Source organism: Sphingobium sp. FG125 (assembly GCF_057809795.1).
On the sequence record NZ_JBMDKQ010000017.1, the window covers coordinates 63,534 to 86,199 of the forward strand.

At 61.8% G+C, this 22,666-nt stretch carries 26 protein-coding genes; 21 read left to right on the forward strand and 5 right to left on the reverse strand.

What is annotated here, in order from left to right:
* Positions 1 to 6 precede the first annotated feature (6 nt).
* The 5 genes from ACODSR_RS15635 to ACODSR_RS15655 all read right to left on the reverse strand — a co-directional run bounded on the left by ACODSR_RS15635 (position 7) and on the right by ACODSR_RS15655 (position 3,811).
* Positions 7 to 1,764, reverse strand: a complete 1,758-nt coding sequence (locus tag ACODSR_RS15635) for an asparagine synthase-related protein (RefSeq protein ID WP_489077570.1) — start codon at positions 1,762 to 1,764, stop codon at positions 7 to 9.
* On the reverse strand, positions 1,761 to 2,411 hold the full coding sequence (locus ACODSR_RS15640) for a lasso peptide biosynthesis B2 protein (RefSeq protein WP_489077571.1): 651 nt from the start codon (positions 2,409 to 2,411) through the stop codon (positions 1,761 to 1,763). The genes ACODSR_RS15635 and ACODSR_RS15640 overlap by 4 nt, the downstream gene beginning before the upstream one ends.
* A gap of 51 nt (positions 2,412 to 2,462) precedes the next feature.
* Positions 2,463 to 2,594 carry a benenodin family lasso peptide gene (locus ACODSR_RS15645; RefSeq protein ID WP_120252424.1) on the reverse strand — a complete coding sequence of 44 codons (132 nt, stop codon included), beginning with the start codon at positions 2,592 to 2,594 and terminating at the stop codon, positions 2,463 to 2,465.
* 177 nt (positions 2,595 to 2,771) lie between these two features.
* The gene (locus ACODSR_RS15650; RefSeq protein WP_489077572.1) at positions 2,772 to 3,386 is read right to left on the reverse strand and encodes a GntR family transcriptional regulator; all 615 of its coding nucleotides are present in this window, start codon (positions 3,384 to 3,386) and stop codon (positions 2,772 to 2,774) included.
* 8 nt (positions 3,387 to 3,394) lie between these two features.
* The gene (locus ACODSR_RS15655; RefSeq protein ID WP_489077573.1) at positions 3,395 to 3,811 is read right to left on the reverse strand and encodes a helix-turn-helix domain-containing protein; all 417 of its coding nucleotides are present in this window, start codon (positions 3,809 to 3,811) and stop codon (positions 3,395 to 3,397) included.
* 1,017 nt (positions 3,812 to 4,828) lie between these two features.
* Between ACODSR_RS15655 and ACODSR_RS15660 the strand changes: the two genes are divergently transcribed.
* The 21 genes from ACODSR_RS15660 to ACODSR_RS15760 all read left to right on the forward strand — a co-directional run bounded on the left by ACODSR_RS15660 (position 4,829) and on the right by ACODSR_RS15760 (position 22,663).
* Positions 4,829 to 5,551, forward strand: coding sequence for a DsbC family protein (locus ACODSR_RS15660; protein ID WP_489077574.1), 723 nt, complete (start codon positions 4,829 to 4,831; stop codon positions 5,549 to 5,551).
* 196 nt (positions 5,552 to 5,747) lie between these two features.
* Positions 5,748 to 6,062, forward strand: coding sequence for a hypothetical protein (locus ACODSR_RS15665; RefSeq protein ID WP_026149605.1), 315 nt, complete (start codon positions 5,748 to 5,750; stop codon positions 6,060 to 6,062).
* Positions 6,063 to 6,191: 129 nt separating this feature from the next.
* Positions 6,192 to 6,458: a type IV conjugative transfer system protein TraL gene (locus ACODSR_RS15670; protein WP_069064025.1), complete on the forward strand. Its 267-nt coding sequence runs from the start codon at positions 6,192 to 6,194 to the stop codon at positions 6,456 to 6,458.
* A 5-nt stretch (positions 6,459 to 6,463) separates the two neighbouring features.
* Positions 6,464 to 7,099: a TraE/TraK family type IV conjugative transfer system protein gene (locus tag ACODSR_RS15675; RefSeq protein ID WP_489077593.1), complete on the forward strand. Its 636-nt coding sequence runs from the start codon at positions 6,464 to 6,466 to the stop codon at positions 7,097 to 7,099.
* Between the two features lie 37 nt (positions 7,100 to 7,136).
* Complete coding sequence (locus ACODSR_RS15680; protein ID WP_489077594.1) at positions 7,137 to 7,856, forward strand: type-F conjugative transfer system secretin TraK; 720 nt, start codon at positions 7,137 to 7,139, stop codon at positions 7,854 to 7,856.
* Positions 7,853 to 9,181, forward strand: coding sequence for a TraB/VirB10 family protein (locus tag ACODSR_RS15685; protein ID WP_489077575.1), 1,329 nt, complete (start codon positions 7,853 to 7,855; stop codon positions 9,179 to 9,181). The genes ACODSR_RS15680 and ACODSR_RS15685 overlap by 4 nt, the downstream gene beginning before the upstream one ends.
* Positions 9,182 to 9,207: 26 nt before the next feature.
* Positions 9,208 to 9,813: a TraV family lipoprotein gene (locus ACODSR_RS15690; RefSeq protein ID WP_489077576.1), complete on the forward strand. Its 606-nt coding sequence runs from the start codon at positions 9,208 to 9,210 to the stop codon at positions 9,811 to 9,813.
* Entirely contained in the window at positions 9,810 to 12,332 is a 2,523-nt protein-coding gene (locus ACODSR_RS15695) for a TraC family protein (RefSeq protein ID WP_489077577.1), read from the forward strand. The genes ACODSR_RS15690 and ACODSR_RS15695 overlap by 4 nt, the downstream gene beginning before the upstream one ends.
* A complete protein-coding gene (locus ACODSR_RS15700) occupies positions 12,329 to 12,658 on the forward strand; it encodes a hypothetical protein (RefSeq protein ID WP_489077578.1) in 330 nt (109 codons plus the stop codon). The genes ACODSR_RS15695 and ACODSR_RS15700 overlap by 4 nt, the downstream gene beginning before the upstream one ends.
* Positions 12,655 to 13,032: a hypothetical protein gene (locus ACODSR_RS15705; protein ID WP_489077579.1), complete on the forward strand. Its 378-nt coding sequence runs from the start codon at positions 12,655 to 12,657 to the stop codon at positions 13,030 to 13,032. Before ACODSR_RS15700 ends, ACODSR_RS15705 begins: the two co-directional genes overlap by 4 nt.
* Positions 13,029 to 13,265, forward strand: a complete 237-nt coding sequence (locus ACODSR_RS15710) for a hypothetical protein (RefSeq protein WP_489077580.1) — start codon at positions 13,029 to 13,031, stop codon at positions 13,263 to 13,265. Before ACODSR_RS15705 ends, ACODSR_RS15710 begins: the two co-directional genes overlap by 4 nt.
* Before the next feature lie 58 nt (positions 13,266 to 13,323).
* Positions 13,324 to 13,926 (forward strand): conjugal transfer protein TraW, encoded by a 603-nt coding sequence (locus ACODSR_RS15715; RefSeq protein WP_489077581.1) that lies wholly within the window; start codon positions 13,324 to 13,326, stop codon positions 13,924 to 13,926.
* 2 nt (positions 13,927 to 13,928) lie between these two features.
* Entirely contained in the window at positions 13,929 to 14,936 is a 1,008-nt protein-coding gene (locus ACODSR_RS15720) for a TraU family protein (RefSeq protein WP_489077595.1), read from the forward strand.
* Positions 14,937 to 15,073: 137 nt separating this feature from the next.
* Positions 15,074 to 15,259, forward strand: a complete 186-nt coding sequence (locus ACODSR_RS15725; RefSeq protein WP_489077582.1) for a hypothetical protein — start codon at positions 15,074 to 15,076, stop codon at positions 15,257 to 15,259.
* Positions 15,256 to 17,187: a hypothetical protein gene (locus ACODSR_RS15730; protein WP_489077583.1), complete on the forward strand. Its 1,932-nt coding sequence runs from the start codon at positions 15,256 to 15,258 to the stop codon at positions 17,185 to 17,187. The genes ACODSR_RS15725 and ACODSR_RS15730 overlap by 4 nt, the downstream gene beginning before the upstream one ends.
* Positions 17,184 to 18,278: a conjugal transfer protein TraN gene (gene traN, locus ACODSR_RS15735; RefSeq protein WP_489077584.1), complete on the forward strand. Its 1,095-nt coding sequence runs from the start codon at positions 17,184 to 17,186 to the stop codon at positions 18,276 to 18,278. The genes ACODSR_RS15730 and traN overlap by 4 nt, the downstream gene beginning before the upstream one ends.
* Before the next feature lie 265 nt (positions 18,279 to 18,543).
* Positions 18,544 to 19,140 (forward strand): type-F conjugative transfer system pilin assembly protein TrbC, encoded by a 597-nt coding sequence (locus ACODSR_RS15740; RefSeq protein ID WP_489077585.1) that lies wholly within the window; start codon positions 18,544 to 18,546, stop codon positions 19,138 to 19,140.
* Positions 19,112 to 19,708: a S26 family signal peptidase gene (locus ACODSR_RS15745; protein WP_489077586.1), complete on the forward strand. Its 597-nt coding sequence runs from the start codon at positions 19,112 to 19,114 to the stop codon at positions 19,706 to 19,708. Before ACODSR_RS15740 ends, ACODSR_RS15745 begins: the two co-directional genes overlap by 29 nt.
* Positions 19,705 to 20,592 (forward strand): conjugal transfer protein TraF, encoded by an 888-nt coding sequence (locus ACODSR_RS15750; protein ID WP_489077587.1) that lies wholly within the window; start codon positions 19,705 to 19,707, stop codon positions 20,590 to 20,592. The genes ACODSR_RS15745 and ACODSR_RS15750 overlap by 4 nt, the downstream gene beginning before the upstream one ends.
* A gap of 65 nt (positions 20,593 to 20,657) precedes the next feature.
* Complete coding sequence (locus ACODSR_RS15755; protein WP_489077596.1) at positions 20,658 to 21,191, forward strand: hypothetical protein; 534 nt, start codon at positions 20,658 to 20,660, stop codon at positions 21,189 to 21,191.
* Between the two features lie 47 nt (positions 21,192 to 21,238).
* Positions 21,239 to 22,663 (forward strand): conjugal transfer protein TraH, encoded by a 1,425-nt coding sequence (locus tag ACODSR_RS15760; protein ID WP_489077588.1) that lies wholly within the window; start codon positions 21,239 to 21,241, stop codon positions 22,661 to 22,663.
* Positions 22,664 to 22,666 lie beyond the last annotated feature (3 nt).

Below are 22,666 nucleotides of genomic sequence, written 5' to 3' on the forward strand. Positions count from 1 at the left end.
ATATCGTCATGACGCCTTCATCGCGGCTACCCATGCTTCTGCATCAACGAGTTCGAGGATTCGGAAATGCATATGGTTGTGCCTGTCTCCTTCCAGCTTGATTGCGGCGTCCACTGCTGAGCGATCGAGGATATTGGCCGCTGCAAGATGTCCGCCCAGAAGCATATCTTTAATTTTGCTCCGATTACGTTCGACCAGTCGTTGCAGGAAGCCATCGGGGCCGCCCTTCGTTCTGCGGTGAAGGATCGAGTCAGGGAGACGGGACTCGAACGCCGCTCTTGCGATCGATCTGTTTTCTCCTCCCATGCAAAAGAACCAGGAGGGAATGCGCAGGCACGTCTCTACGATCGGTTGAGACATGAGGGGGTTTATCATCGGCAGGACCGTTTCTCTTCTGAATCCCTCGAGATGGTTTTGTATCTGGATGAGATAAGCAATGTGCGCTGCCTTGCCCGGCAGCTCACCGATTGGCACCTCAAGCCATGGATGCGAAAATTCCGCGCCTAAGCGGCTCACAAAATCCCGACTCAGCAAATCCGCCTTCGGTTTCCAGCGATAGTGCGGCTTGCGCAGCCACGCGCGGCGTGCAGCTAAGGTCGCGCAGCGTATGATGCTGGTCTCTGCCATCTCAGCGACTTCTGCAGCAGTCACCAATGCCCCTCGGCCAACGCCTTCAGAGAGGAGCCGATCTGCGATCGGAAGGACTGATTGCTGGAAGCAAAACACGTTGTCGCCACCCGACCCGGTGAAAAATGCATCGGCACTTACCGCGCTGGCGACAGCGAGGTAGGCTTGGTCTCCTGACTGAGCAAAGGATCGGGCCAACGGCCGTGGCAAATGCGCTGCATGGCTCATTTCAAGATCGGTATCGTCGGCGCTGAAAAACGCCTCCTCCATAGGGATGTCGAGGAATTTTGCTATTGCGCGAGCATAATAGCGCTCATCGCCAGCAGTTTCATCGGTCACAAGGGTCAGGCCTGTGACCTTCGCCCCCGCCTGAACGGCTGCCGCCGCTACGATCGATGAATCAAGTCCACCTGATAATCCCACGACGAGCGTCGGAAATCGTGAGACCCATGCCCCTATTGTGAAGGTCAGTGTCGCTCGCAGATCCGATATTGCTGCAGCCGGTTCGCTATAATATTCCTGTCTCTTGGCATAATCCCAAGGGTTCCACCGTTGCGCCAGCTCGCTTTTCCCATGCTGAATGTCCAACTGAAAACCCGCCGGAATTTCATTTAGTTCAGCCAAGCATGTCCGATTTGTTCTCAAATTTGAGAAATACAGATGACGACCCAGTTGCTCATCATCGATGGCGGAGCCCAAAAGGCCGACTTGACGAAACAACGCCATATCTGAACCAATTGCCGTCACGCCCTGTGATTTCATATAGTAACATGGCATCCCCCCCGAAGGGTCACGCACCACCGTGGTGGTGTCGTGATCCTCATCGTGAAGGATCGCAACGTATGAACCCCAATATTTTTTGGCATGGATCGCTCCTTCAGGGGTGAATATGTCCCGCGCTTCTGCAGGATCGAAGAGATCGACTGGCTTCTTCGCGCCATCGCGGCGATAGAGCCACCCCAGCGGGATCGCCGTCCTTTGCGGCTGGTCAAAAACTGCCGCCGGTTGATCGGCAAGCAGTAGGAAATTTGGCCGATTGATAGTCATCTTCAATCCGGCCAACTCTGCGACTTTCTTAGCGCGCATGCGGACGAGATTGTCGGGACCGGACAATATGAGATAGCGAGCGCGGTTCATAGGATGAGCACCGGCACATACTCACGCGCCTTGTCGCGGTGGTCGCTGACGCTTATTTGGTCTTTCTGAATCCAGCAATGTGCACCGAACGGCCCCGTACGGACGCCGATCACGAGATTGAATCCTACGTGGTATCTCGTGAGGGATATGGCAAGCGCGAATGATCGCACCAAGCAACGCTTTTCGGCGGAAAGAATCAGGTCAATGAGCCGGTAGGCTCCGACCAGACGGCCAATATCATCGGGACATTCAAGACCACGCGATTGCTGTATCCGGTGTTCCAGCTTTGCTACCGCGCCCGCCAGCCCGCCCCAGCGTATCATGGCGAAAGCCCATAGCTGGTCGATGATGGCAACCATGACATGCCTCAAGGTCGGCGGCCTCGCCTGGTCAAAATAAGAACCAGTGATTTCAGGCATATTCCCCGTTGGTCCAACAGGCGAAGCGCATTCTGCAGCGGAAATGAGGCCGGATCCGAGCAATATCTCGGCGTCGCCAGGCATTGCCATCTGACCTTGTTCCAGCCGCATAAGTGCGGATGCACCACTGGATGACATCTTGAAATATCGGTTATGATCGAGATCCAGAAATACCGGAGCAGATCCAACCCATACATAGGAGACACCCGATCGCAGCTTATAGGCCATGAGCAATTCTCTAGCTGTATGGCGCGCAAGCATGGCCTGCGCGCCACCGTTTCAGTCGTCGGAAAGCCCGGACTGCAGCCGCTGCTGAGCCTGGTCGATGTCGACGCCGTTGTTGCCCTTCGTCTGCTCGGTCACCGCTCCCAGGTCGACCAGGTCGGCTTCCAGATGGTTGTCGCGTTCCATACTTACCTCCTTCTTTGGACTGCTGCACTCCTTGCAGCCCAATCATGGTAAGTCAGGCCCTAATTGATCAGCCATCTTATAAGGTCTCGTATGTGCAACCAGTCGGTACTATAATGCTATCCAACCAAAATGTGGCTGACATGAATTGAGACAACGTCTTCATATTGCACCACATGGTTATGAAGTGATGCTTTCACAAATTCTTTCGACACGACGAATTCGGCGCCTGTGATAGGCCCAAAGGACCTCAAAACGGTCTGAACCTTGACCGGAAGTGGTCGCGATCTCGACCGACCGCAATTCCAAGGTCAAGTTGCGCAACACGCGAAACTCCCCCAGGCGAGCCATATGGAGTCGTTCGGTCGCAGACTTCAGGGCCCTTGCCTGTTCACTATCGTGACATGCCCATGCAACTGACAGAAACAAATCAGTCGCCGCCTTCGCCAATGCCTGGCCATTCATCTCGGCTTGAGGATGCGGCCTTGCAGTCCCAAATTCAGACAAGCGGTTTCCCTTGAGTACAAGGCGTAGGAGATGGCTATGCCAGCGGTAAAGATCTCGGAGGCTGTCCGGCGTCAGATCAGGCAGGCGATAACCACCGCCGAAGGCAATTTCGAGCATATGCTCGCCGACCAAGCGCTGGGCTCCGTCTCTGAACGGCGACACGGATACGCCATACTCGGCAGCTAGCGCCCTTTCGATGAGCATGCTGCCCGGCGAGAAGCGGCCCGCCATAATATCAGCCTTGAGCAGGATATAGGCTCTTTCAGCTACCACCGGTTCCGGAGACATTCCGGTCTCTATCGGTACTGGTCGGGTTGCGTGACAGATCCAGCACGCGAGGCAAGGCGCCCGACCGCTACGGCCTGACATCGGTTCACGACCTCAAGGATATCTCTCTCAAGCTCCCACAGATCATCTTGAAGCAAAAGTTCACGCGGCAATTTCATATTGTGCTCCATCGCAAGCAAAGGAATGAACAAATGAGTCGTGGTCATCCGCAGCGAATGCGCGCAGCGAATATGATCCTCAAGCGCAGGTGCCCCAGCGCCACCCTCAAGTTCGCGAATCCAGCGTTCGCTGCAGCCGACGGTCTTTGCCAGGCTGTGTTGAGAAATCCGGTCTCTGCGGCGACGCCGCTCGATAAGCTTCCCGGAAAGCTCCTTGATCAACGATAATATTCCGCCATCGATTGTTTGTGGACTTTGAGGCATCATCTGCAGGTCCCCCTGGCAGCGGCTCAAAAGTACAAATCACATCGCCTGTGCTTGGCAACGTGTTGTAAATAAAACTGCGCGTCAACTACAAGAAAGTCGCTTTTGCGAGACCAAAATTCCTCTGCGAGCGAAAATAGTATCGCGCAGGCGACTATCCTTCAGAACGATGGGAAGGCCGTCCTGTCTTGCGGGACATATCCTGGAATGACCGTAAGACCTGCGCATCCTCCGTGCCCTGCATGTGCACAAGAGCTGAAAGGAAGAGTTTCCAGACCTGGGGCGAAGGATGAATGGCTGCGGAGTGAACTGCTGTGCTGATGATATCTTCGATAAGCCGCGAAAGCGTCGAGGACGTTCCGACATGTCGAACTTTACGCCCCACAAGTCGATCCAGCTGAGGATCGAGCAGTTCGGCTATTAGATCGGTCGCCTCGCATCGATGAAGAAGATCGACCGCCACGAACAGGGTCGTTCCATAGGGTAGAAAATCGCCAATCAGGTGACACAAGCGACAGTGGCACTGGAGAAATAGGTGAATGCCCTCAGCGGAGAGCTGAAGCTTGTACGCCCTGGATTGCTGACTCCCCATATTCGCTCTCCCGCCACAAACAGCGATTCTCTCGCGATCAATTCAAATGCCGGTCCAACGTGGCTCCGCAACGTCGATGCTTTCGCCAAAGGAACATAGGGTGAAACCGGAAATATACTTCCGGTTATCGGAAATGGATTTCCGATAACCGGAACTGAACTACCTTAAACCGGAACTGAAATTCCCTGTCTCTTGCGAGAAGCAAGCTTTTCCCGCCACTCAAGCCCCTGTCGAGACGGCAGCCAGGGTGAGAATTTCCGAGCGATCGGCAGCCCGCATCCGTTCCGATCCCCCTCTTGGGAGATTTTGCGGTTATGACCAGAACATGTTCCAGTCGCGCGGCAATGCTCGTCGCTCTCCTGGCAGCTGTTATGCCTCTTCATGGCGCAGGAGCGCAAGCCGCTCCATCGGAGAGAAACGAACCTGTCTTGATCCCGCGCGAAGCAGCTTCGCTTCGCAACGCGGCCAATGAAGCCCAGGTCAAGTTGCAACAGACCTTCACCAATCTGCGCTTCGAGGAATTTGGTCCGGCGCCCGTCCAGGGGCCCATCTATCAGGCGACCGCTGGCGGCCGGATCATCTACTATGCGCCGCAAAGTGAGCATCTTTTGTTCGCCACGGTCTACGACCGCAACGGCGTCAACCTGACCGCGCTAGCGCAGGAACAGGACACTACGCGCCGTCTCAAAGCCATCGACCCTGCCAAGGCATTGGCGATCGGCCCTGCAGATGCGCCCATGGTCATAGAATTCACCGACCCAGATTGTCCCTACTGCCAGGCACTCGATCGCTTTTGGAGCGCCAAGGCGACCGAGGGCAAGCCGGTGAGGCGTCTCATCTTCTTCGTGAGCGGCATCCATCCGACCGCAGCCGCCAAGGCCGAGCATATCCTATGCTCGCCCGATCGCGAGGCCACCTTCCGGGCGGCCTATTCCGGCCAGACACCCCCCGTCCTGCGCCAGTGCGCGCAGGGCCGTGCCAAGGTTGTGGAGGATGCTGAACTGGTCGCCAAAGTAGGCGTTTCAGGAACGCCGACGCTGATCGCCGATGGCAAGCTCATATCGGGCTTTCAGCAGGCCGAACTCGAGGCGTTCCTCGATCGGCACGCAAAGCCTGCGCTTACAAAGGCAGCGTCCGGTGCGCGGCGCTGAACAGGCGCGCGCCAACGCGGCTGCGCACAATTTCTTTGCGGAGGGCATCCGGCCCGGCCCCAACTGGCCTGCGCGGATGAACCAGGATGCCGGCGGCGGCGGGCTCATGGAGCCGTCCACCGACGCCCCGGCCGACACCGATCTTCCTTCGATGCCGGCAGGCTTTGGTTGGACGGCTCCTTTTTGGAGCAATGCTATGATGCACAAATTTGGCAACAAGGTCCTGGCGGTGGCCAATGTCGGCCTCCCTTTAGGCGCGATGGCCCTGGTCGGTGGCCCTGTTCATGCCTTCTCGGCACCCGCCCAGGGCGATCTTGGTTACGACATATACGATATCGTCGTGAACCAGGGCGTGAAAGGTCCGATGGGATTTGTAGGCGGCGTCGCCGCCTTCCTGTTCGGCGTCTCGCGCCTTTTCTCGAATATCATGATCGGCATCCCGACCATCGTCGCGGCTGTCTGCCTCATCAAGGCGGACTCCATTCTCCAGACCTTCGGGATGGTCATCTGAGACGCGAAGGTGGGGCGCGCACCTGGCTGACCAGGCGCTTCCCCCACTGGCAACAGGCTGGGAACCGATGGTCGGTTCCTGGAGGATGATACCTTTGAAGGTATCATGAAGCCAAGAGGAGAAGGGCAGATGGACGAACGCCTTCCGCAATATCTGCATCGGCCCGTCCAGATCCTTTGGTTTGGATCTGACGAGTTTCTGCTCGCGACCTCGAGCATTTTCGTGGCCGCGATCGTGGGCGGACTTGTCGGCTGGGCGCTGATCGCTGCCCTTCTCCTTTTCATCCCGTGGAAGCGGACCAAGCCCAGGGGCTATCTCCCCCATCTCGCCTGGCGCTGGGGTCTTGTTTCCTTTCCTCATTATCCGGGTCCCACCCAGACCCGCTTCTTCGAGTGAGCGCCATGGGCTTGTTCGGGCACAAAAAGACGGACGAGGATCCGCTGCTGGGCAAACCGGCCAGCTACGGCATCCATCGCTACCTGCAGGGCTCGGCCAACCTGTTCGAGGAGAACCGCCTGCTCAAGGTCGCCATTACGGGCATGTTCGGCGTCACCGCCGTGCTAGGCGTGGTCATCTACACGACCAACCAGAATGCCCGGACCGTGATCGTCCCCTTTGGTGCCACCGGCGATCTTCATGTCTCGGGTAATAGGCCATCCGAAGCCTATATTGTCGCCATGACGCGCAACATCGTCGCGCTGTCGGGTACCTGGTCGGCGTATTCGGCCGATCGGCAGTTCCAGGAGCTGTTGGGGCTCGTCCACCCGTCCGCCTATGGCGCGATGCGCGACAGTCTCAATGCAATACTCGATGAACTGGCGAACAACCCGACGCTGTCGATCGCCACCTATATCCGGGGCGATCAGCCGGTCCGCTGGACCGCCCATGAGATCGTCGTCCCGGTCGAGAAGGTCCGTGTCATCGGCGGCGTAATCCGCAAATTCCGGGGCATTTTACGCATCGGCTACGGCATTGAAAATGGCCGTTTCTGGCTGACGCGTCTTTCCGAGGAGCAGTTCGATGTCGAAACACGCTAATCAGCGCGTAGGAGCGTGCGCCGCTCTAACCGGGTTCATGCTGCTGGCGATCCCGGCCTCAGGCCAGACGCTCCATGCGCTGCCCGACCAGACCAGTCGGATCCGTCTCTCCAACCGCGACATCAACCATGTCGTGTGCGAGGGCGGCGAGATCGAGGATATCAAATTCTCGGCCGAGAAAGGTCTTGCCGTCGAGAAAGGCCGATCGGACGCCTGGATCAAGTTCCTCGCCCGCGAGATTGACGACGCAGGGCAAGTGACACGCAGCTATGTGACGCAGCCTTCCGAGTTCTTTGTCAATTGCAACGGCGCGACCTACCCCCTCTATGCCGAACCGGCGGAAATTCCCGCGCAGACGGTCGTGCTTGTTCCCGGCGCCCGGCAGCGTGCCCAGGCTAATAGCGCCTTGATGGCTGCGCTGGCCGATGAAGATCGTGCCGTCTCCATCACCATGGCCCTGCTCGACGATCGCATCCCTGCCTCGTTCAGCGAGGTCGCGCCGTCGGGTGACGCGGTCGGCATTTCAGCACTGCCGGGCCTGGCGATAACCGAACAACGCCGTATCGCCGTCGAGGGTGCCGGGCTCTCGGCCTCGCAATATCATGTGCGAACCATGGCAGCAGTGACGCTGGACGAGCGCCAGCTCGTCGATCCGGCCCTTGGGGCAGGCATTTTTTCGGTCACGCTGGACCGGGTCCGTCTCGATGCGGGCGAAACGGCCCGACTTGTCGTGGTACGCCGGGGAGCCGGACAATGAGCGGCGACAAGAACAAAGACGCAGCGGAGACGCCGGAAGGCCTGTCGCCCTATCAGGCCCATCTTGCCGCCCAGAGCGCCGGACCGAAGGATGACGCCGCGCGCCGTCCGTCTCCGGCCTTGCTCGACCTTAAGGCGCAGTGGGCCAAAATGTCCGCGCGGCAGAAACTGCGCGCGCGCCAGCTCGCCGTTGGTGTCGCTGTCGGTGCGCTCGGGATCGGGCTCTACGCGGCATCGGGCAGCAAGGAGGACGTCAAGCCCAACGATCCCGCCGCATCGCTCAACATGGGCGCGGGGCTGCGCGGCGACAGTCTCGAGGTCAAACTGCGCGGGGATTTGAAAAAGGTCCTCGATGGCCAGCAGTTACTGGGCGACCGGGTCAGCGCGATTGAGGAAGGCAAAGTGCTGCCGGGCGACACGACGGCTCCAGGCGGCCAGACCATGGATGCCGACCTGCCCCCCGCCCTGCCCGACAGCGTTCCAGCTCTGCCCTACCCGCCCGAGACCGGTGACATAAGCGCGGATGCCGACAGGCTGCCTGCGCCGCCGACCGGGCCGGTTGCGCCACCTGCTCCGCCAGCACCTCCGGTCGAGAAGACGGTCGGCGCGATCGGATCGGCGGCCGGTCCGGTCATGGCCCAGGGCGCGGCCGACACGTCATCCTCCTCCAAAAAAAAGAGTCGGACGATCTATTTACCGCCTGGTTTCATGAAGGCGCGCCTCCTGACCGGGATCGACGCGCTGGCGAGCCGGGACGCGACCAGTAATCCTGAACCCATCATCGCCCGGGTGCAGGCGCCTGCCGTCCTGCCCAATGAGGTGAAGGCCAACCTTGCCGGCTGCTTCGTGGTCGGCAACGCCACCGGGAGTCTTGCCAAGGAGCGGGTCGAGGTCCAGCTCGTATCGCTGTCCTGTGTGGATTTCGATGAGCATTCGATCGTCGATCAACCGGTCAAGGGCTTCTTTGTCGATACCGACGGCAAGAAGGGTCTGTCGGGCAAGGTGGTGACGCGGGCCGGGGCGACGCTGGCGCGCGCCTTCATCGCCGGGACCATCAGCGGCATCTCGCAGTCGGTCGAAAGCACGTTCGGCAACACCTCGACCTCAGCGCTGGGAACGGTGCGCACGCTTGATGCCGGCGATGCTGCCAAGACGGGCATTGCCGGGGGGCTCTCCAAATCCTCGGACAAGCTCACTGACTTCTATCTCGATCTCGCCCGCCAGGCTGGTCCCATCGTAGAGGTGGGCGCCGCCAAGGATGTAGTCGTGGTGATCCAGGAGGGCGCCGCCCTCGAAATCAAACCCGGCGCGGGAGCCACATTCTGATGTCCGCGCCCATGGGAGACAAAGCCATGAAGATGCTCCGACCCTGCCTCCTCGTCCTGCCCCTTCTCGCGCTGCCCGGCTGCGCGACCATGGGATCGGTGATGTCGCCCTATAGCGAGAAATTCTCGTGCAAGAATAGCGATCATGGGCAGTGCATTCATCCGGGCCAAGCCTATGCCGATGCGGTCGCGGGCCGTGCCTCCAGATCCGATCCTGCCGTCACCCATGATCGCAAGCTGCTTAGTCCGGACAAGAAGCGGGTCGGCGGCACAGCAATGGGCCCCGCCAGGGCTATGGCGACACCCCCGGCTATGGCGCAACCTGGCCAGGGCCATGTCGGCGCGCTGATCGAGGCTCCCGGATCACCGATGCTGCGGCCTTCGCGCACGATCCGGACATTAATCCTTCCCTATGCCGACAAGCAGCGCCCCGACCGGCTCTATATGGCGCGCTATGTCTATTCGATCCTCGACCGGCCGGCCTGGGTCGTGGGCGACTATCTGGTGGAACCAGGCGGGCGAACGCCTGCGCCACCGGTGCTGCGCACGATGCGCGAGTCCGAACCGGGCAGCACAGACGTGCCGACGCAAGAGGCCATGCCACTCACCCTCCATCCGGAGAAACGGCCATGAACGCGCCGCCCGGCCACAAGGGTCTGAGCTATCAGCGCCTGCGCGCCGCCGTGACCCGCGACGCCTATTCGGATTTCCTGCCGATGGTCGCCTGGGTCGAAGAGGAGGAGGCTTTCCTCTGCATTGACGATGGCTGGGGCCAGGCCTGGGAGCTTGTTCCGTCCGCCTATATGTTCGCCCATGTGCAACAGGCGTTGCTCGGGCTGCTCAACATTCATTTCCCCGAAGGCACGGTCCTCCAGCTTATCACCTTCGCCGATCCGCTGATCGATCCTGCGCTTGACGCCTATCTCGATATGAAGATCCGGCCAGACCCGCTGGTCCAGGCCTCGGCCCGGCGCACGGCCGACTATCTGCGCGGCGGCACGAGGGGCCTGGATGCACTCCATGCCATCCCGGTACGTGACTTCCGGTTGTTCCTCGCGATCAAGACGCGGGTGAAGCTAGGCGCGGACCTGCGCCGCCAGGTGGAAGAGCAACTGGCGAAGATGGGCATTCGGCGTTTGCCGCCCGACGAACTGGTCAGCTTCTATCGCCGGATCTTCAACGGCGTCTTCGCGCCCGCGCCGGGGGTATTCCTCAGCGAGAGCATGAGCAGCATGCCCGCCCCGTCGATCGCGCGACAGATTATCGAGGCTGGACCTGACCTTTGCTTCGAAGGCCCGGAAGTATTTCTGGGCAACCAGGTGGCGCGCTGCCTCACGCCCAAGGCGCCGGCGCGCCGGATCACCGCCGAGCGCGCGAACCGTCTCCTAGGCGGGATGCGCGGCTCTGCCGAGGACAGCGACCAGATTGGTGGGCCATTCCTCTATTGCCTCTCGGTCCTGTTCGATCATTCACAGTTCGAAATCCACAAGAGGGCGCAGATCCTCTCCGCACAAAAGGCCGCGGGCAGTTTCGCGGTCGAGGTTGGCAAGCAGATCGAGGAAATTGGCTGGATTCTCGATGAAGCGTCCAACAGCCGGTTCGTGTCGGTAATCCCTACCATGTGGGTATTCGGCCGCGACAGCGCCCAGGCGCGCGAGATGGCGGCACGCGCCAAGCGCTTATGGGAATCAGAACCCCTGCCCTTCATGGTGCAGGAAGAAAGCTATCTGCTGCCCGTGCTGCTCGCTGCCAGCCTGCCCTTCGGACTTTATCCCGAAAAGCAGACAATGAAACTGCTGGAACGCGATTTTCGCATGGCCGTGAAGGCCGCCAGCCTCATGGCGCCGGTCCAGACCGATTTTCGCGGCGGCGGCCGCCCGGCTCTCCTCTACGTAGGCCGCAAGGGCCAGCTCATCACGCTCGATCTCTTCGACCCGCGGATCAACAATTATAATTTCATTGTCTCGGCTGAGTCCGGGGCGGGCAAGAGTTTCCTGCTCAATAATTTGTGCCAGCAATATTATGCGCAGGGCGCGCTGATCCGCATCATTGATATCGGCGGCAGCTACCGCAAGCTCTGCACGCTCTGCTCTGGCCGTTATATCGACATCAGCGAGGAGCGCCTCGTACTCAACCCTTTCGATATGGGGCTGGCGCTTGATGGCGAGGACAAGCAGTCGGCGATTGCCATGGCGGTCGCGATCGTCGCGGAAATGGCGAACGCCTCGACCCGCAAGCCCGTCACTACATCGGAATGGAACCTGCTCAAATCCGCCGTGCAATGGACGGTCGATAGCGGGCGCGGCGAAGACGGCATCGACGCGGTGCGGCATTGGCTCGGCCGCTATCCCGACAATGCCGCCTCCGATCTGGACCGGGTCGACCATCTCGTACCGGTCGCGCGCGAACTGGCGTTCAACCTGCGCGATTTCGGGTCGCAGGGCGCCTATGGCCATTTCTTCAACGGTCCTTCAACGCTCGACATCTCGCGCGACGAATTCGTGGTGCTGGAGCTCGAACGCCTGAAGGCGCTGCCTGACCTCTTCAACGTGATCGTCATGGTGGTGGTGAACGCGGTCACGCAGGAACTCTATCTCTCGGCCCGCGACAAGCCCCGCTTCGTCCTGTGCGATGAAGCCGCGCAGTTCATGACCCGCAGCGACGGGCAGGATCTTTCCCGTCTCGCCGAGGCGTTTGGCCAGGGCTATCGCCGCGCGCGCAAATATCAGGGGAGCTTTGGCATCGTGCTCCAAAGCATGAACGACCTCATGCTCTTTGGCGGCACCGGACAGGTGATCCTGGAAAATGCCGCGACCAAATTCCTGCTCCAGGGATCCACCTATGACAAGGCAGTGGACAACAAGATCCTCGACTATTCAGGCTTCGTCCTCGACCTCCTGAAATCGGTCCGAAACGCCAAGCCCAACTATTCCGAAGTGTTCATCGACAGTCCATTGGGCCTCGGCATCGCGCGACTGGTGGTCGACCCCTTCAGCTACTGGATCAATACTTCAGCGCCTAATGAGGTTGCCGCCTTCGAGGCGCTGGTGCGGGCCGGTCGCAATCCGCTGGAAGCGGTCTGCGAACTGGCCGGTGTCGATCCGGCCCAAATACTGGGCGGAAATACTCGCCAGGGCGGGAGGGCGGCATGACGCACAAGCCTGTAACCCATCCCGATCAGCTGGCGCTCGACTGGGAAAATGACCCGGCGATCGAAGCGATGATCGAAGCGCGTGTTGCCCGTCGCGCCGAGGCCGCCGCCTTCCATTGGCGACTGCGACTGGTAGCGATCGAAACCTGCATGATGGGCAGTCTCGTCATCGTGGCAGGCACAGCGCTCGGTCAGCCGCCGCTCCAGGCCATACGGGCGGGCATCCTGGTGGCTGCCGCCTGCTGTGCGAGCGGCATGCTGCTGATCGGCCTGTCGGGCGCATGCGGGATGGTCTTCTCACGCTTGCGGCAATGGAGGGCGCGATGAAGGCCGATCACAGCAATGGCTTCGATCTTGGCCTCGACGTTGGAGACGATGTCCATGGGCTCCTTGCCTATGCGCGCAGTGTGAGCGACCCGGCGCTTGGGATCGACGCGGTTGCGCAGGCGATCGTCACCGTCATCCAGGCGGAACGCCGTTATGCGCGGATGAGCTACGCCTTGTTGGTGACCGGCGGCATCGCCAATGCCGCATTTTGCGCATTTGCCGCAGCGTGGCTCTTCCAGGCGCCGCTTGCCGAAGGCATGTTCATCGGCATCTGCGCCGGAATGGGCGCGGGCTCGACAGGTCTGATCCTCATTCCCTGGGACGCAATCGCCGAGCGCTTTCATGCCATCACCCAGCGGTGGAGGCGGATGTGAACGGCATCTTCTCCGCCACGCCCGCGCCAGGACCCATCCGTCTGCTGATCGGCAGCCAGGGCCTTGTGCTCGTGCAATCCTGTATCGCCTGGCAATTGCCGACCGTGCCCGCGGTCCTCCGCATTCTCGGCGCGGTCATTGCGGTCATTGCGACAGCGGCGCTGATCAGCGCCGCTGTCGGCGAGGGGCGCGAGAACCCTTCGCCACATTGGAGACGGCGTCATGGGCGCTAGAACCATGGGTCCAGGGCGCCCTCGTCATGCCCTATGGGCAATAGCGCCCTTGGCGCTGATGACCGGACTGCTGACGCACGCCCCCGTCACCGCTGCGACCAGCATTATCGGCCGCACCTGGCCGATCGCCGAGCCCGACGCGCTGAGCGAGATCGAAAGCCGCGCCGCGCATGTCCCCGATATGAAAGCCGCCTTCGGCCCGCGCGAACGCTGGTCGGCGATGCAACCTGCCGCACTCGGCATCGCCCGCGCCGATCGCCGCCGAACGGTCGTGCCTTTCTATACCCTCGATCAGGATATCCGCCTGCCGGGCGGAAAGCTGCTTTACGCCAAAGGCTACAGCTTCAATCCGCTTGCCTATGTGTCACTGCCCCAACGGCTGATCGTCGTACACCCCAGCGATCTGGCCTGGGCGCTGCGCACCGCAAGGCCCGCCGATTTCATCCTGCTTGCCGCTGGTGGTCTTTCCCAGGCTGGAGATACGGATGCCGATGCCATCACATTGGGCGAGCGACACGGCCCGGCGCTGTTTCTGCTCGAGGAGCGCGTGAAGACAAGGCTTGGCCTGACGGTCGCCCCGGTCATCGTCGCGCAGGCGGGGCAAAAGCTGGTGCTGACCGAGGTCGTCATGCCCCCAAGTCCGCGGAGGGTTGCGCGATGAATATGCTCGCGATCCGAAAAATCCTGACGTGCGGCTCGTCCTTTGCGGCATTGGCGATCGCGTCCCCCGCCCATGCCTCCAAATGCGAGGTGGGCACGGTCTTCAATCCGATCACCAAGGTGCGCTGGAACTGCATCTTCCCGATCACCATCGGCGGCGTGAAGGTGGGTCCGAGCGATCAGCTCGGCAAGGCGCTCGACGCACAATCGGCCTCCAAACCGTTATGCGCCTGTCGCAAGGGCGTGACATTCTGGTTCGGCATCAAGGTCAGCTTCTGGTCGCCCAATAGGATGGTTGATGTTGTGACCGAGCCTGGCTGCATGATGGCGCTGGGCGCTGACATCATGCCGACCGGCGGCAGGCTGCAGGGCAGCCAGACCAGCATCGCTGACGGCACCAACACGCGCAAGATGTTCGCGCAGATGCATTATTATATCGCGCCGGTCTGGAAGATGCTCGACATGTTCACCGACCTGCCCTGCATCGAGGATGACGGCTTCGACGTGGCGCTGATCACCGAGGTGCTGCCGACCTGGCAGTCCGCGACGCTGGGCGCGATCATCCAGCCCGAGGCAATCCTGTTCGGCAATCCGGCCGCCGGCCTTGCCTGCATGGCCGACAGCGCTGCGGCGGCCGCGGGAAAGGTCGTCGATCCGCTCTTCTGGTGCATGGGGTCCTGGGGCGCGACCTATCCGATCGCTGGCGACATCCATTTTGGCGACAGCGTCGAGGCCTGGGCGGGGCTCGCCGCGCGCGGCGTCTTCATGATGGGGCGGCTTGGCGCCCTTACCGTGAGTTCAGCGGACGGCTGCTCGTTCATCCCGCAGCCGGTCTGGACCAAGAGCCGCTACAAGTTCCAGCTGATGGAACCGGTCAAGGGCGGCCAATGCGTCAATGTCGGGCGGCCAGGCGCGCTTTGGACCAGCGCCAAACATGCGCCGGGCAAGGACAATGCGCAATTCATGCTGTTTGAAAAGACGATCTGCTGCGCCGGGGTTTCGACGCCATGAACAGGTCGCCTTTCCCGATCCGCATGCCCTCGCCTAGCATCAGCCGATGGTCTGCCCGTCATTCCACCGAGCCAGGCGTTCCCCATGCGGTCAGGCCGGTGTCGCATCCCCCCTGCGGCACCGGTCGGACGGTCGGCGTGGCCACAGATACAGACGATCATGCGGCGGTCCCCTCTTCGCCGCATATGGTCGTGGCCACGCTGACCGTTTTTGAAGGCCAGGCTGTATTTGGGGCAGAGCGTGCCGACCCTGTTCCAGCGGTGTTTTTGTTCCGGCTGCGCCGTGGGTCGCGGCAGATCAATCCGGGCGAGACGCGGCCGTGAGGTCAGCTACCCTCGTCCTTTTCGCAGCACTGAGCCTGCCTGTCCCGCTCCATGCGCAGACAGCGCAGGACCGCGCCCGCGCTGCGGCGGCCGCAGCGCGGGCAAAGAGCGCGGACAGCGACGCGCTGCTGGGCCATTATGTGACGCCGGGGCTGGCGGGACAGCCCATCACCACGGTCGACACCAAAAAGACCTTCACCCCCAATCTTGCCTGCCAGAAAAGCGCGACCCTGCTCGAACTGCTCGCCCAGCCGAGCGTTACCGGCGATATCGGCACGCTCAGCATATCGCGCGACAGCGATCTCGACGGGCGCTTCGATGAGGCATTGACCGTTCCGGTCCCCACGTCCGGGATTTGCGCGAACGGGATCATCTCCTGCGCGCCCGGCAGTTGGGACGCCTGCCGCTTTTTCCGGTGGGACGCGTCCGCAGCCGGATCGTTGAAGCTGTCCCAGGTCGAGCTGACCGATCTTGCCGGCTGTTACTGCGTCAACAATAGCTGCGGCAGCAATCTGGTCTGGGGCAATATGGCCTCGATCCTCAAGGATCTGGGCGGGGGCGTGGTCGGCGCGCTTACCGCGGCCGATCCGCGTATCGGCATCGCGCAGGCGTCCATCGATGGCCCGCTTATCCGCTATACCGGCGCGCAAACCACATCCTGTACGGCGCAACCGCAGGTTGGCGCCACGGCCTACAAGGCCAATCCGGGCGCCATCGCCGGCGACGCCTATGGCGCCGCGCAAACAAGCAGCATTTTCCAGGCGCTGTCCGCCTCGTCGACTGGAACCGGCACGTCGCAGGTGCGCCGGAGTTGCGCCATCACCCGGCAGATCACACAGGAAGAGATAACCGCCGAGATGATCGTCGATCGCGTGGCGGGCGGCTACGCAACCTTCGCGGCAGACCCAAACAGCCGCACCTTCGTCATGGGTTCGCCCATCGACAACAGTCTGTCTGGCGGATCCTGCACTCTTGTCGATTTTCACATGACATTGCGGGTCAAGAACGCCGCAAGGCTTCAGCAGCTACTTCTGACCCGCTTTGGCGGGGACGATTGGGCACAGATCAGGATCGACGGCGAACTGGTTGCCTCAGGCCCGGAAGTCTGGACCGGATCGGGGCTGCCGCCGGGCAAATGCGAGAAGAGGAGCGCCTTCTATGTCGATCCTGGTCTCGATCTCACCTCCAGGCTGACGCAAGGCGATCATGATATCTGGTTGCGGGTCGCGGTTGCCGATGGCGGCGAAGCCTATGCAGCGATCGAAGCGAAAGTGGACGCCGGCTGCAAGACGAGCGAGCAGCTTGTCGATAGCTGTTCGGGCTATGCGGCCAATGAGGCCTGTCGTCTCGACGATGAGGATGTCGATGGCGTCATCACCTATCGCAACCGCGTCAAGACCGGGCTCACCCCCCTGCCCCAGACCCGGTTGATCGGCACGGGCGCCTGCGCGACCACGATCAGCCGCGCCTTCTTCGAGCGTGAGCGCAGCTATGCCTGCACGGTCGATAGTGGCGCGGTCCCGAAGCCCGATCTCTCGCGCGGCACCTATATCATCGATCATTCGACCGAGACGCTGCTGGCTGATCGGGTGAGGAATGCCGATGGCAGCTATAGCCCTACAACTCGCAATTTCTCCTTGCCCGTGTCCGGCAGCGTCAATGCGTGCGAGCCCATCTGCAAAACCCGCAAGGCGCAGGTCAATATAGCCGCAGCCCCCGATGGCGTGACCGGTTCCAGACAGAGTGATCCCATGGGCTGGGACTATCATTATCACGCCTGCCAGGAGAATGGTGTCTGCCCTGCGGGCGAGGGCGAGGAACTGGTGCAGGGCTCTGGCTGCATCGATGATTTTCCCGAAGCGGTAGTGATGATGCAGACCGTACGTCTGGGCGGCGCCGACATGGTCTGCACGAGTGCCGTGCGATGAGGTCGCTGCGTATCTTGCTTTTGGGGCTGATCCTCCTCGTCGGCGCTAGTTCCTTATTCCCCGGCACCGCAAGCGCTCAGCAGCTTTGCGCTGTCGATCTTAACGGCAATGGCGATGCGGCGGACGACGGCGAAACGGCAAGCTGCCATCTGACCGGCGCGGGCGGATGGATGTGCCCCATCGGCGAAACACCGTGTGAGGCGGATGGAGCGGGAGCGATGCGGTGCCCGCTCGGCGAGCAATATGCCTGCGCTGTGCCGGCCAGCGGCGGCGCGCCAAGCTGCTCGGCCAACGCCTGTATCGACACCAGCGCCAATCCGATCGTCGAGGAGCCGGTGGTGGATGATCCCGGTGTCGCAGCCGACGGCGCCGTCGATGCTGATGGCCATTGCCTTGGCACGATCGAGATTTTTTCCGGCCGCGCCGCGCGCTGCCGTCCTGCTGGGCTCAGCACCACCTTCCAGAATTGCTGCAAGGACAAGGGGAAAATCGTGAAGGACGGGATGGGCGGATCGATCTCGTCGATTACGACCAAGATCGCGGTGGCCAAGGGCGTCTTCACCGGCATGAAAGCCGCCTACACCGCCTTCAGGGCAGGCGCGACCGCAAGCCAGGCAGCGAGCGCCGGCGCCAATGCGATCATCGTCGGCATCGATCCCACATCGATCGCGATCAGTCTTGCGGTCAACTTCATGATCGATCTCCTGCTCCAGGGCTGCGACCAACAGGATATGGAAGTGGGCATGCTGCGCGGTTCGGGCATGTGCCATGAGATCGGCAGCTATTGTTCGTCGAGCATCCTTGGCGTGTGCGTCCAGAAGGCGCGGGGCCATTGCTGCTTCAACACAAAGCTTGGCCGTATCATCCAGGAACAAGGCCGTCCGCAGTTGAAGGCCTTTAGCGCCATCGGCTGGGGCACCGCGAAGCAACCCTATTGCCGGGGCTTTAGCCCGCAAGAATTCCAGGCGCTCGATTTCAGCAAAATGGACCTCTCCGAATATTATACGGAAGTCGAGGCGCGCGCCCAATCCGAAATCCAGATCGAGATGAAGGACAAGATCGATGCCCATATGCAGACGATCAGCAACTAGCCGCGCCCTGCTTCTGGCGGGCATCGCGCTCGTGCCGGCATTGGCCCAGGCGCGCGAACCGCGATCTCCGGCCAGTCAACCGACAGGGCAGAACGCGCGGACGCGGATTGAAGACCAAGGCGATGCGGCCCTCGAACGCTTAAAACGCGCGGTGGGCAAAGCCAAGGCGTCTGCGCCACCTTCGCCTGTTCTGCCGACCAACGCTGACGCCGCGGCGCAGCGCCGCGCGTTCGAGGGGATCCGTCGGCGCAAGCAGTATCCTGCCATGGCGGACCGCGTCGAGGCAGACGTCGCGGCGGCGCGCAAAGCCCTTGCCATCGAACGGGAGACCGCCAGTCGGCGGATCGCGCAGGCCCTGGGCCTTGAACAGCCCGAAGAAGCGGCATTGGCTGGCGTCCTTTCCGGCAGTAGCGGGAAGCACTGGGTTCCCGTGCTGTTCGTGTCCTCCTCCATGCCGGTGGAAACACTGCGCACTTATGCAGGGCAGCTCGAACGGGCCAGGGGTGTCATGGCTTTTCGCGGCATGCCGGGCGGGATGCGGCAGGTTGGACCGATGGCGCAATTGTCGGCCGCGATACTGCGCCGCGATCCGGGCTGCGAAGGCCCCGCCTGCGCCATGCGCGACGTGCAGCTGATCGTCGATCCCCTGATTTTCCGGCAGCATCGCGTCACCCAGGTGCCTGCGCTGGCGATGATCCCGGGCGATCCGACCCGGCCCTATTGCGAGCGCGACGAGGCGAGCCCGCGCGCAGCGCATCTCGTGCTGGGCGACGCTGCCCTGTTCGGGCTTCTTGAAGAATATAGCCGCCTTGGCGGCAAGGCGGAGGTGCAGGATGCTCTTGCTCATATGGCGCGCCGGTAACCGGATCTGGTGTGAACTCAAGGATCTGCCGCTGCGCGCAGCAGTTGCACTAGGCGCTGCTGGTCTTGGGCAGCCGCCCCGTCCGGGTCAGCTTTTCAAGGCCTATGGGATCGTGCTGCCGATCGGCCTCTTCGCCTGGTGGGCGATGCCGCAGATCACATTGGTCATGACGCCCTCCATCGATGCCTGGGTCGTGCACCGCTCCCCCGGCACGATCCGTCACGGCGACCTCGTCTCGTTCCTTCTGTCCGATCCGCTTGCCGGCCCCAAGCCAGTGAATGTCACCAAATATGCGCTGTGCTTGCCAGGCGACAAGATCGTGATGGTTGAAAAGCCTGCCACCCTGGGCCGCGGTTGGACCGGGTTGTACTATTGCAATGGCAGGCTGATGGGCGTCGCCAAACCCTTATCGCTCAGCGGCAAGGCGCTTGACCATTGGCGGCCGCAAAGTCCGCATATTCCCGATGGAATGATCTTCGTCGGCTCGCGCCATCCCGACGGATATGACAGCCGCTATTATGGTCCGGTCTCCATTGCGCGGCTCACCCGCATGGAGAAGCTGCTGTGAAGCGCCTCCTCGCTCTGGGTGCCCTGCTGCTGCTGCCCATCGATTTTGCGGGTGCGCAGCCCGCGCCTCCAGGCCCGGGAGATCGCGGAACACGCGGCTATTGGTGGTATGAAACCCCCAAGGCCGACGCTGCGGAAAAGGCGGACGATGATGGCATTCCAAGACCCATCATACCGCCGATGGTTGAACTGGCCAAATGGGCGCCGCCCCGGATCGCCAAGCTGATCGAACAGCAGCGCGACTATGCCGCCACCGTTCTGACGATCGATGCGGTCGCCGACTTCTGGCGGCTGCAGGATTTTGCCCGGCGCAAGGCACGCGCCTTTGCCGGCGTCACCCAGCTTGCGATGCTCACCTATCCGCAGCTCAATGCCCGGGCCGCCAATCCGATGGTGGGCGAGGCCCGCGATGCGCTGGGCGCACATAAGGATCAGGTCCGCCGCCAATATCTGCGCGCACATGCCGGGGAATTTGCGCTGGTCATGTTCGCACGGGACTCCTGCGGCTACTGCAAGGTGCAATGGCCGATCGTCCAGCGGTTCCAGGAGGATATGGGCTGGCAGGTCAGCCTGATGGATCTCGACCGCAAACCCGAACTCAGCCAGCGCTTCGGGGTCGAGGTTACGCCGACCACCATGGTGATCCGACGGAACAGCGCCCAGCGCATGGTAATCGCAGCAGGGGTCGAGACTTATCCCAATCTCGCCCAGATGGCCTATCAGGCGGTCCGGCTGCTGCGCGGCGACATCCGGCCCGAACAATGGCTGACGGGAGCCGGCGAGGAAGACGGCTTTTTCGATGCGCTCGCCAATGGGCCTGTATCCTCGACCGATCCGCGCGTGATCGGCGGCGACCTCGTGGATGCCCGGGAGCCAAGGCCGTGACGCGCCTTGGCCAAGCCCGGTTTGCCTGGGCTCTCATGCTCACAATATCGGTGCAGACGCCCGCAATGGGCGCTGCGCAACAGGCAGATCGCGTCGTTGCCAGGCGAGCCGCCATTCATCCGGTGTCGACAGGCGCAGACATGCGTCTCTGGCTGGCCCGCGTGCCGGTGACCCGAGACTTTCCTGTCGATTTCGAGAGCATGCTGCGTGGCCAAGCATCGCTCTACACTATCGAGATGAGCACATCGCCCGGCTGCCTGCCATGCGGCGATCTGTGGACCGAGCTTTCCGCTTTCCGCACCCGTTATGGTTGGCAGGTTGGGACGCTGGGGCAAGAGGAAGCGATGCTGCGATCGGGACGTCTCGGCCTTCCCTGGGTCGGAAACCCCGTCGCATGGGTCCGCCCGCTTGCCGACCGGAACCGCATGGTGCCGATCGCAATCGGCGCTGATCATGGCGCTAATATCGCGCGCAACGCCTGGCTTGCCGCCCGGATGCTGACCGGAACCCGGGCCGCGGTAGGCGTGCGCGCCATGTCGAAATTTACCGGGATCGTCGGCGTGAGGGCGCTGACATCCTCTAACCCAAAGCGACGCTGATCATGGCGGGGCGGCGTCACATGTCCATTTTCATCAGGAAGCCTGCCATGAGACATCATTCACATCGTCTGGCCCTCGCCTTCTCCATCCTCGTCGCTTCATGCGGCCAGGCGGCCCCTGCCTATGCGCAAGGCTGGGCCGAAAGCTGGTTCGATAATGTCACCTATAGCTCGCCAGGCAGCTTCGAGGACCAGACCCGCGGCTATGTGACCGCGGGCGGCATGTCGGGCCGCGTCGATGTCCATGACGACTATCTGATGAGCCTGACGCTTCCCAAGGTGAAGGCGGGCTGTGGCGGCATCGACATGTTTGTAGGGGGCATGTCGTTTCTCGACCCCGACTATCTGGTCCAGAAGCTGGAGACGATCCTGCAGGCCGCGCCGGCCGTCGCTTTCCAATATCTGCTCGAAACGCTCGACGAGAAAATGGGTAACATCATCTCGAAGATGGAGGCAGCGACCAATTACCTCAATTCCATCCAGGTGAACGACTGCCGCCTCGCCAATCGCATGGTTCAGATTGCCAAAGGCGCCGATAATATGTCTGGCATCGTCGAGGAGATGACCGGCTACAAGTCGATCCGTGCAGGCTATGCCAATAGCTGGCAACAGAGCCGGGAGAAGATCCAGGCCAATAAGGGTAATCCGACAGAGGATCTCAAGGACGCGCTCGCCAATTGCCCGTCCGAGGTCACCGACATCTTCAAGACCGGTTCGCTGCTTGGCCATGCTGCCGCGCGCGTCGGCGCGTCCGACTGGGCGGGCGTGATGCGCGCACGGGTGGGCGATGTCTATATGCGCTGGGATGATAAGGACAAGGTGCCGCTCTTCTCAGCAATCCCCGCCTGCCCACGCCAGGATAGCGAGAGCGCCGATGATTTCCTGACCGGACGGGTGCCCACCCGCGCGCTCAACATTCCTGCGACCGCTTCAGATTGTTCGGTGAACGGCGCCGGGCGCGGCGCGCTGCTGCTGGCGCGCGAAAGGATGGAATCGGTGGCCGCCAAGATCCGTACCCGCGCCGCGCTGACCACTGAAGAAAAGCAGTTCGTCGCCAATGTGCGGACCCTGCCGGTCTATCGGCTGCTCGAATGGGGTGTGCGGCAGGGCCTGACCGACAGCGTGATCGCCGACACCGACGAGCTGGTCGCCCTCACCCTCGCCTATCAGATGCTTAATGATCTGACCCGCTCGATCGACTTTGCGCTGCAGAATGCCGAGCGCGGCGTGACGACGGCGGGCGCGGCCGACGCAGACAACACCAACATCTGCCAGACCCGCATCCTGACCAAGGGCATCGAGCAGCTAAGCGAACTGCGCGACGAGGTGTTGCGCCAGCGCGCGCAGATGCGCCAGTCCTACATCGCAGCCATGAACCAGGCGAACCTGTCGGCAAATTATGCCGGGGTGGTGCGCCAGCGCGACCGTGATGCGCGTGACGCCGCTGGCGCCAACGCCAATCGCAATCGGTGAGGC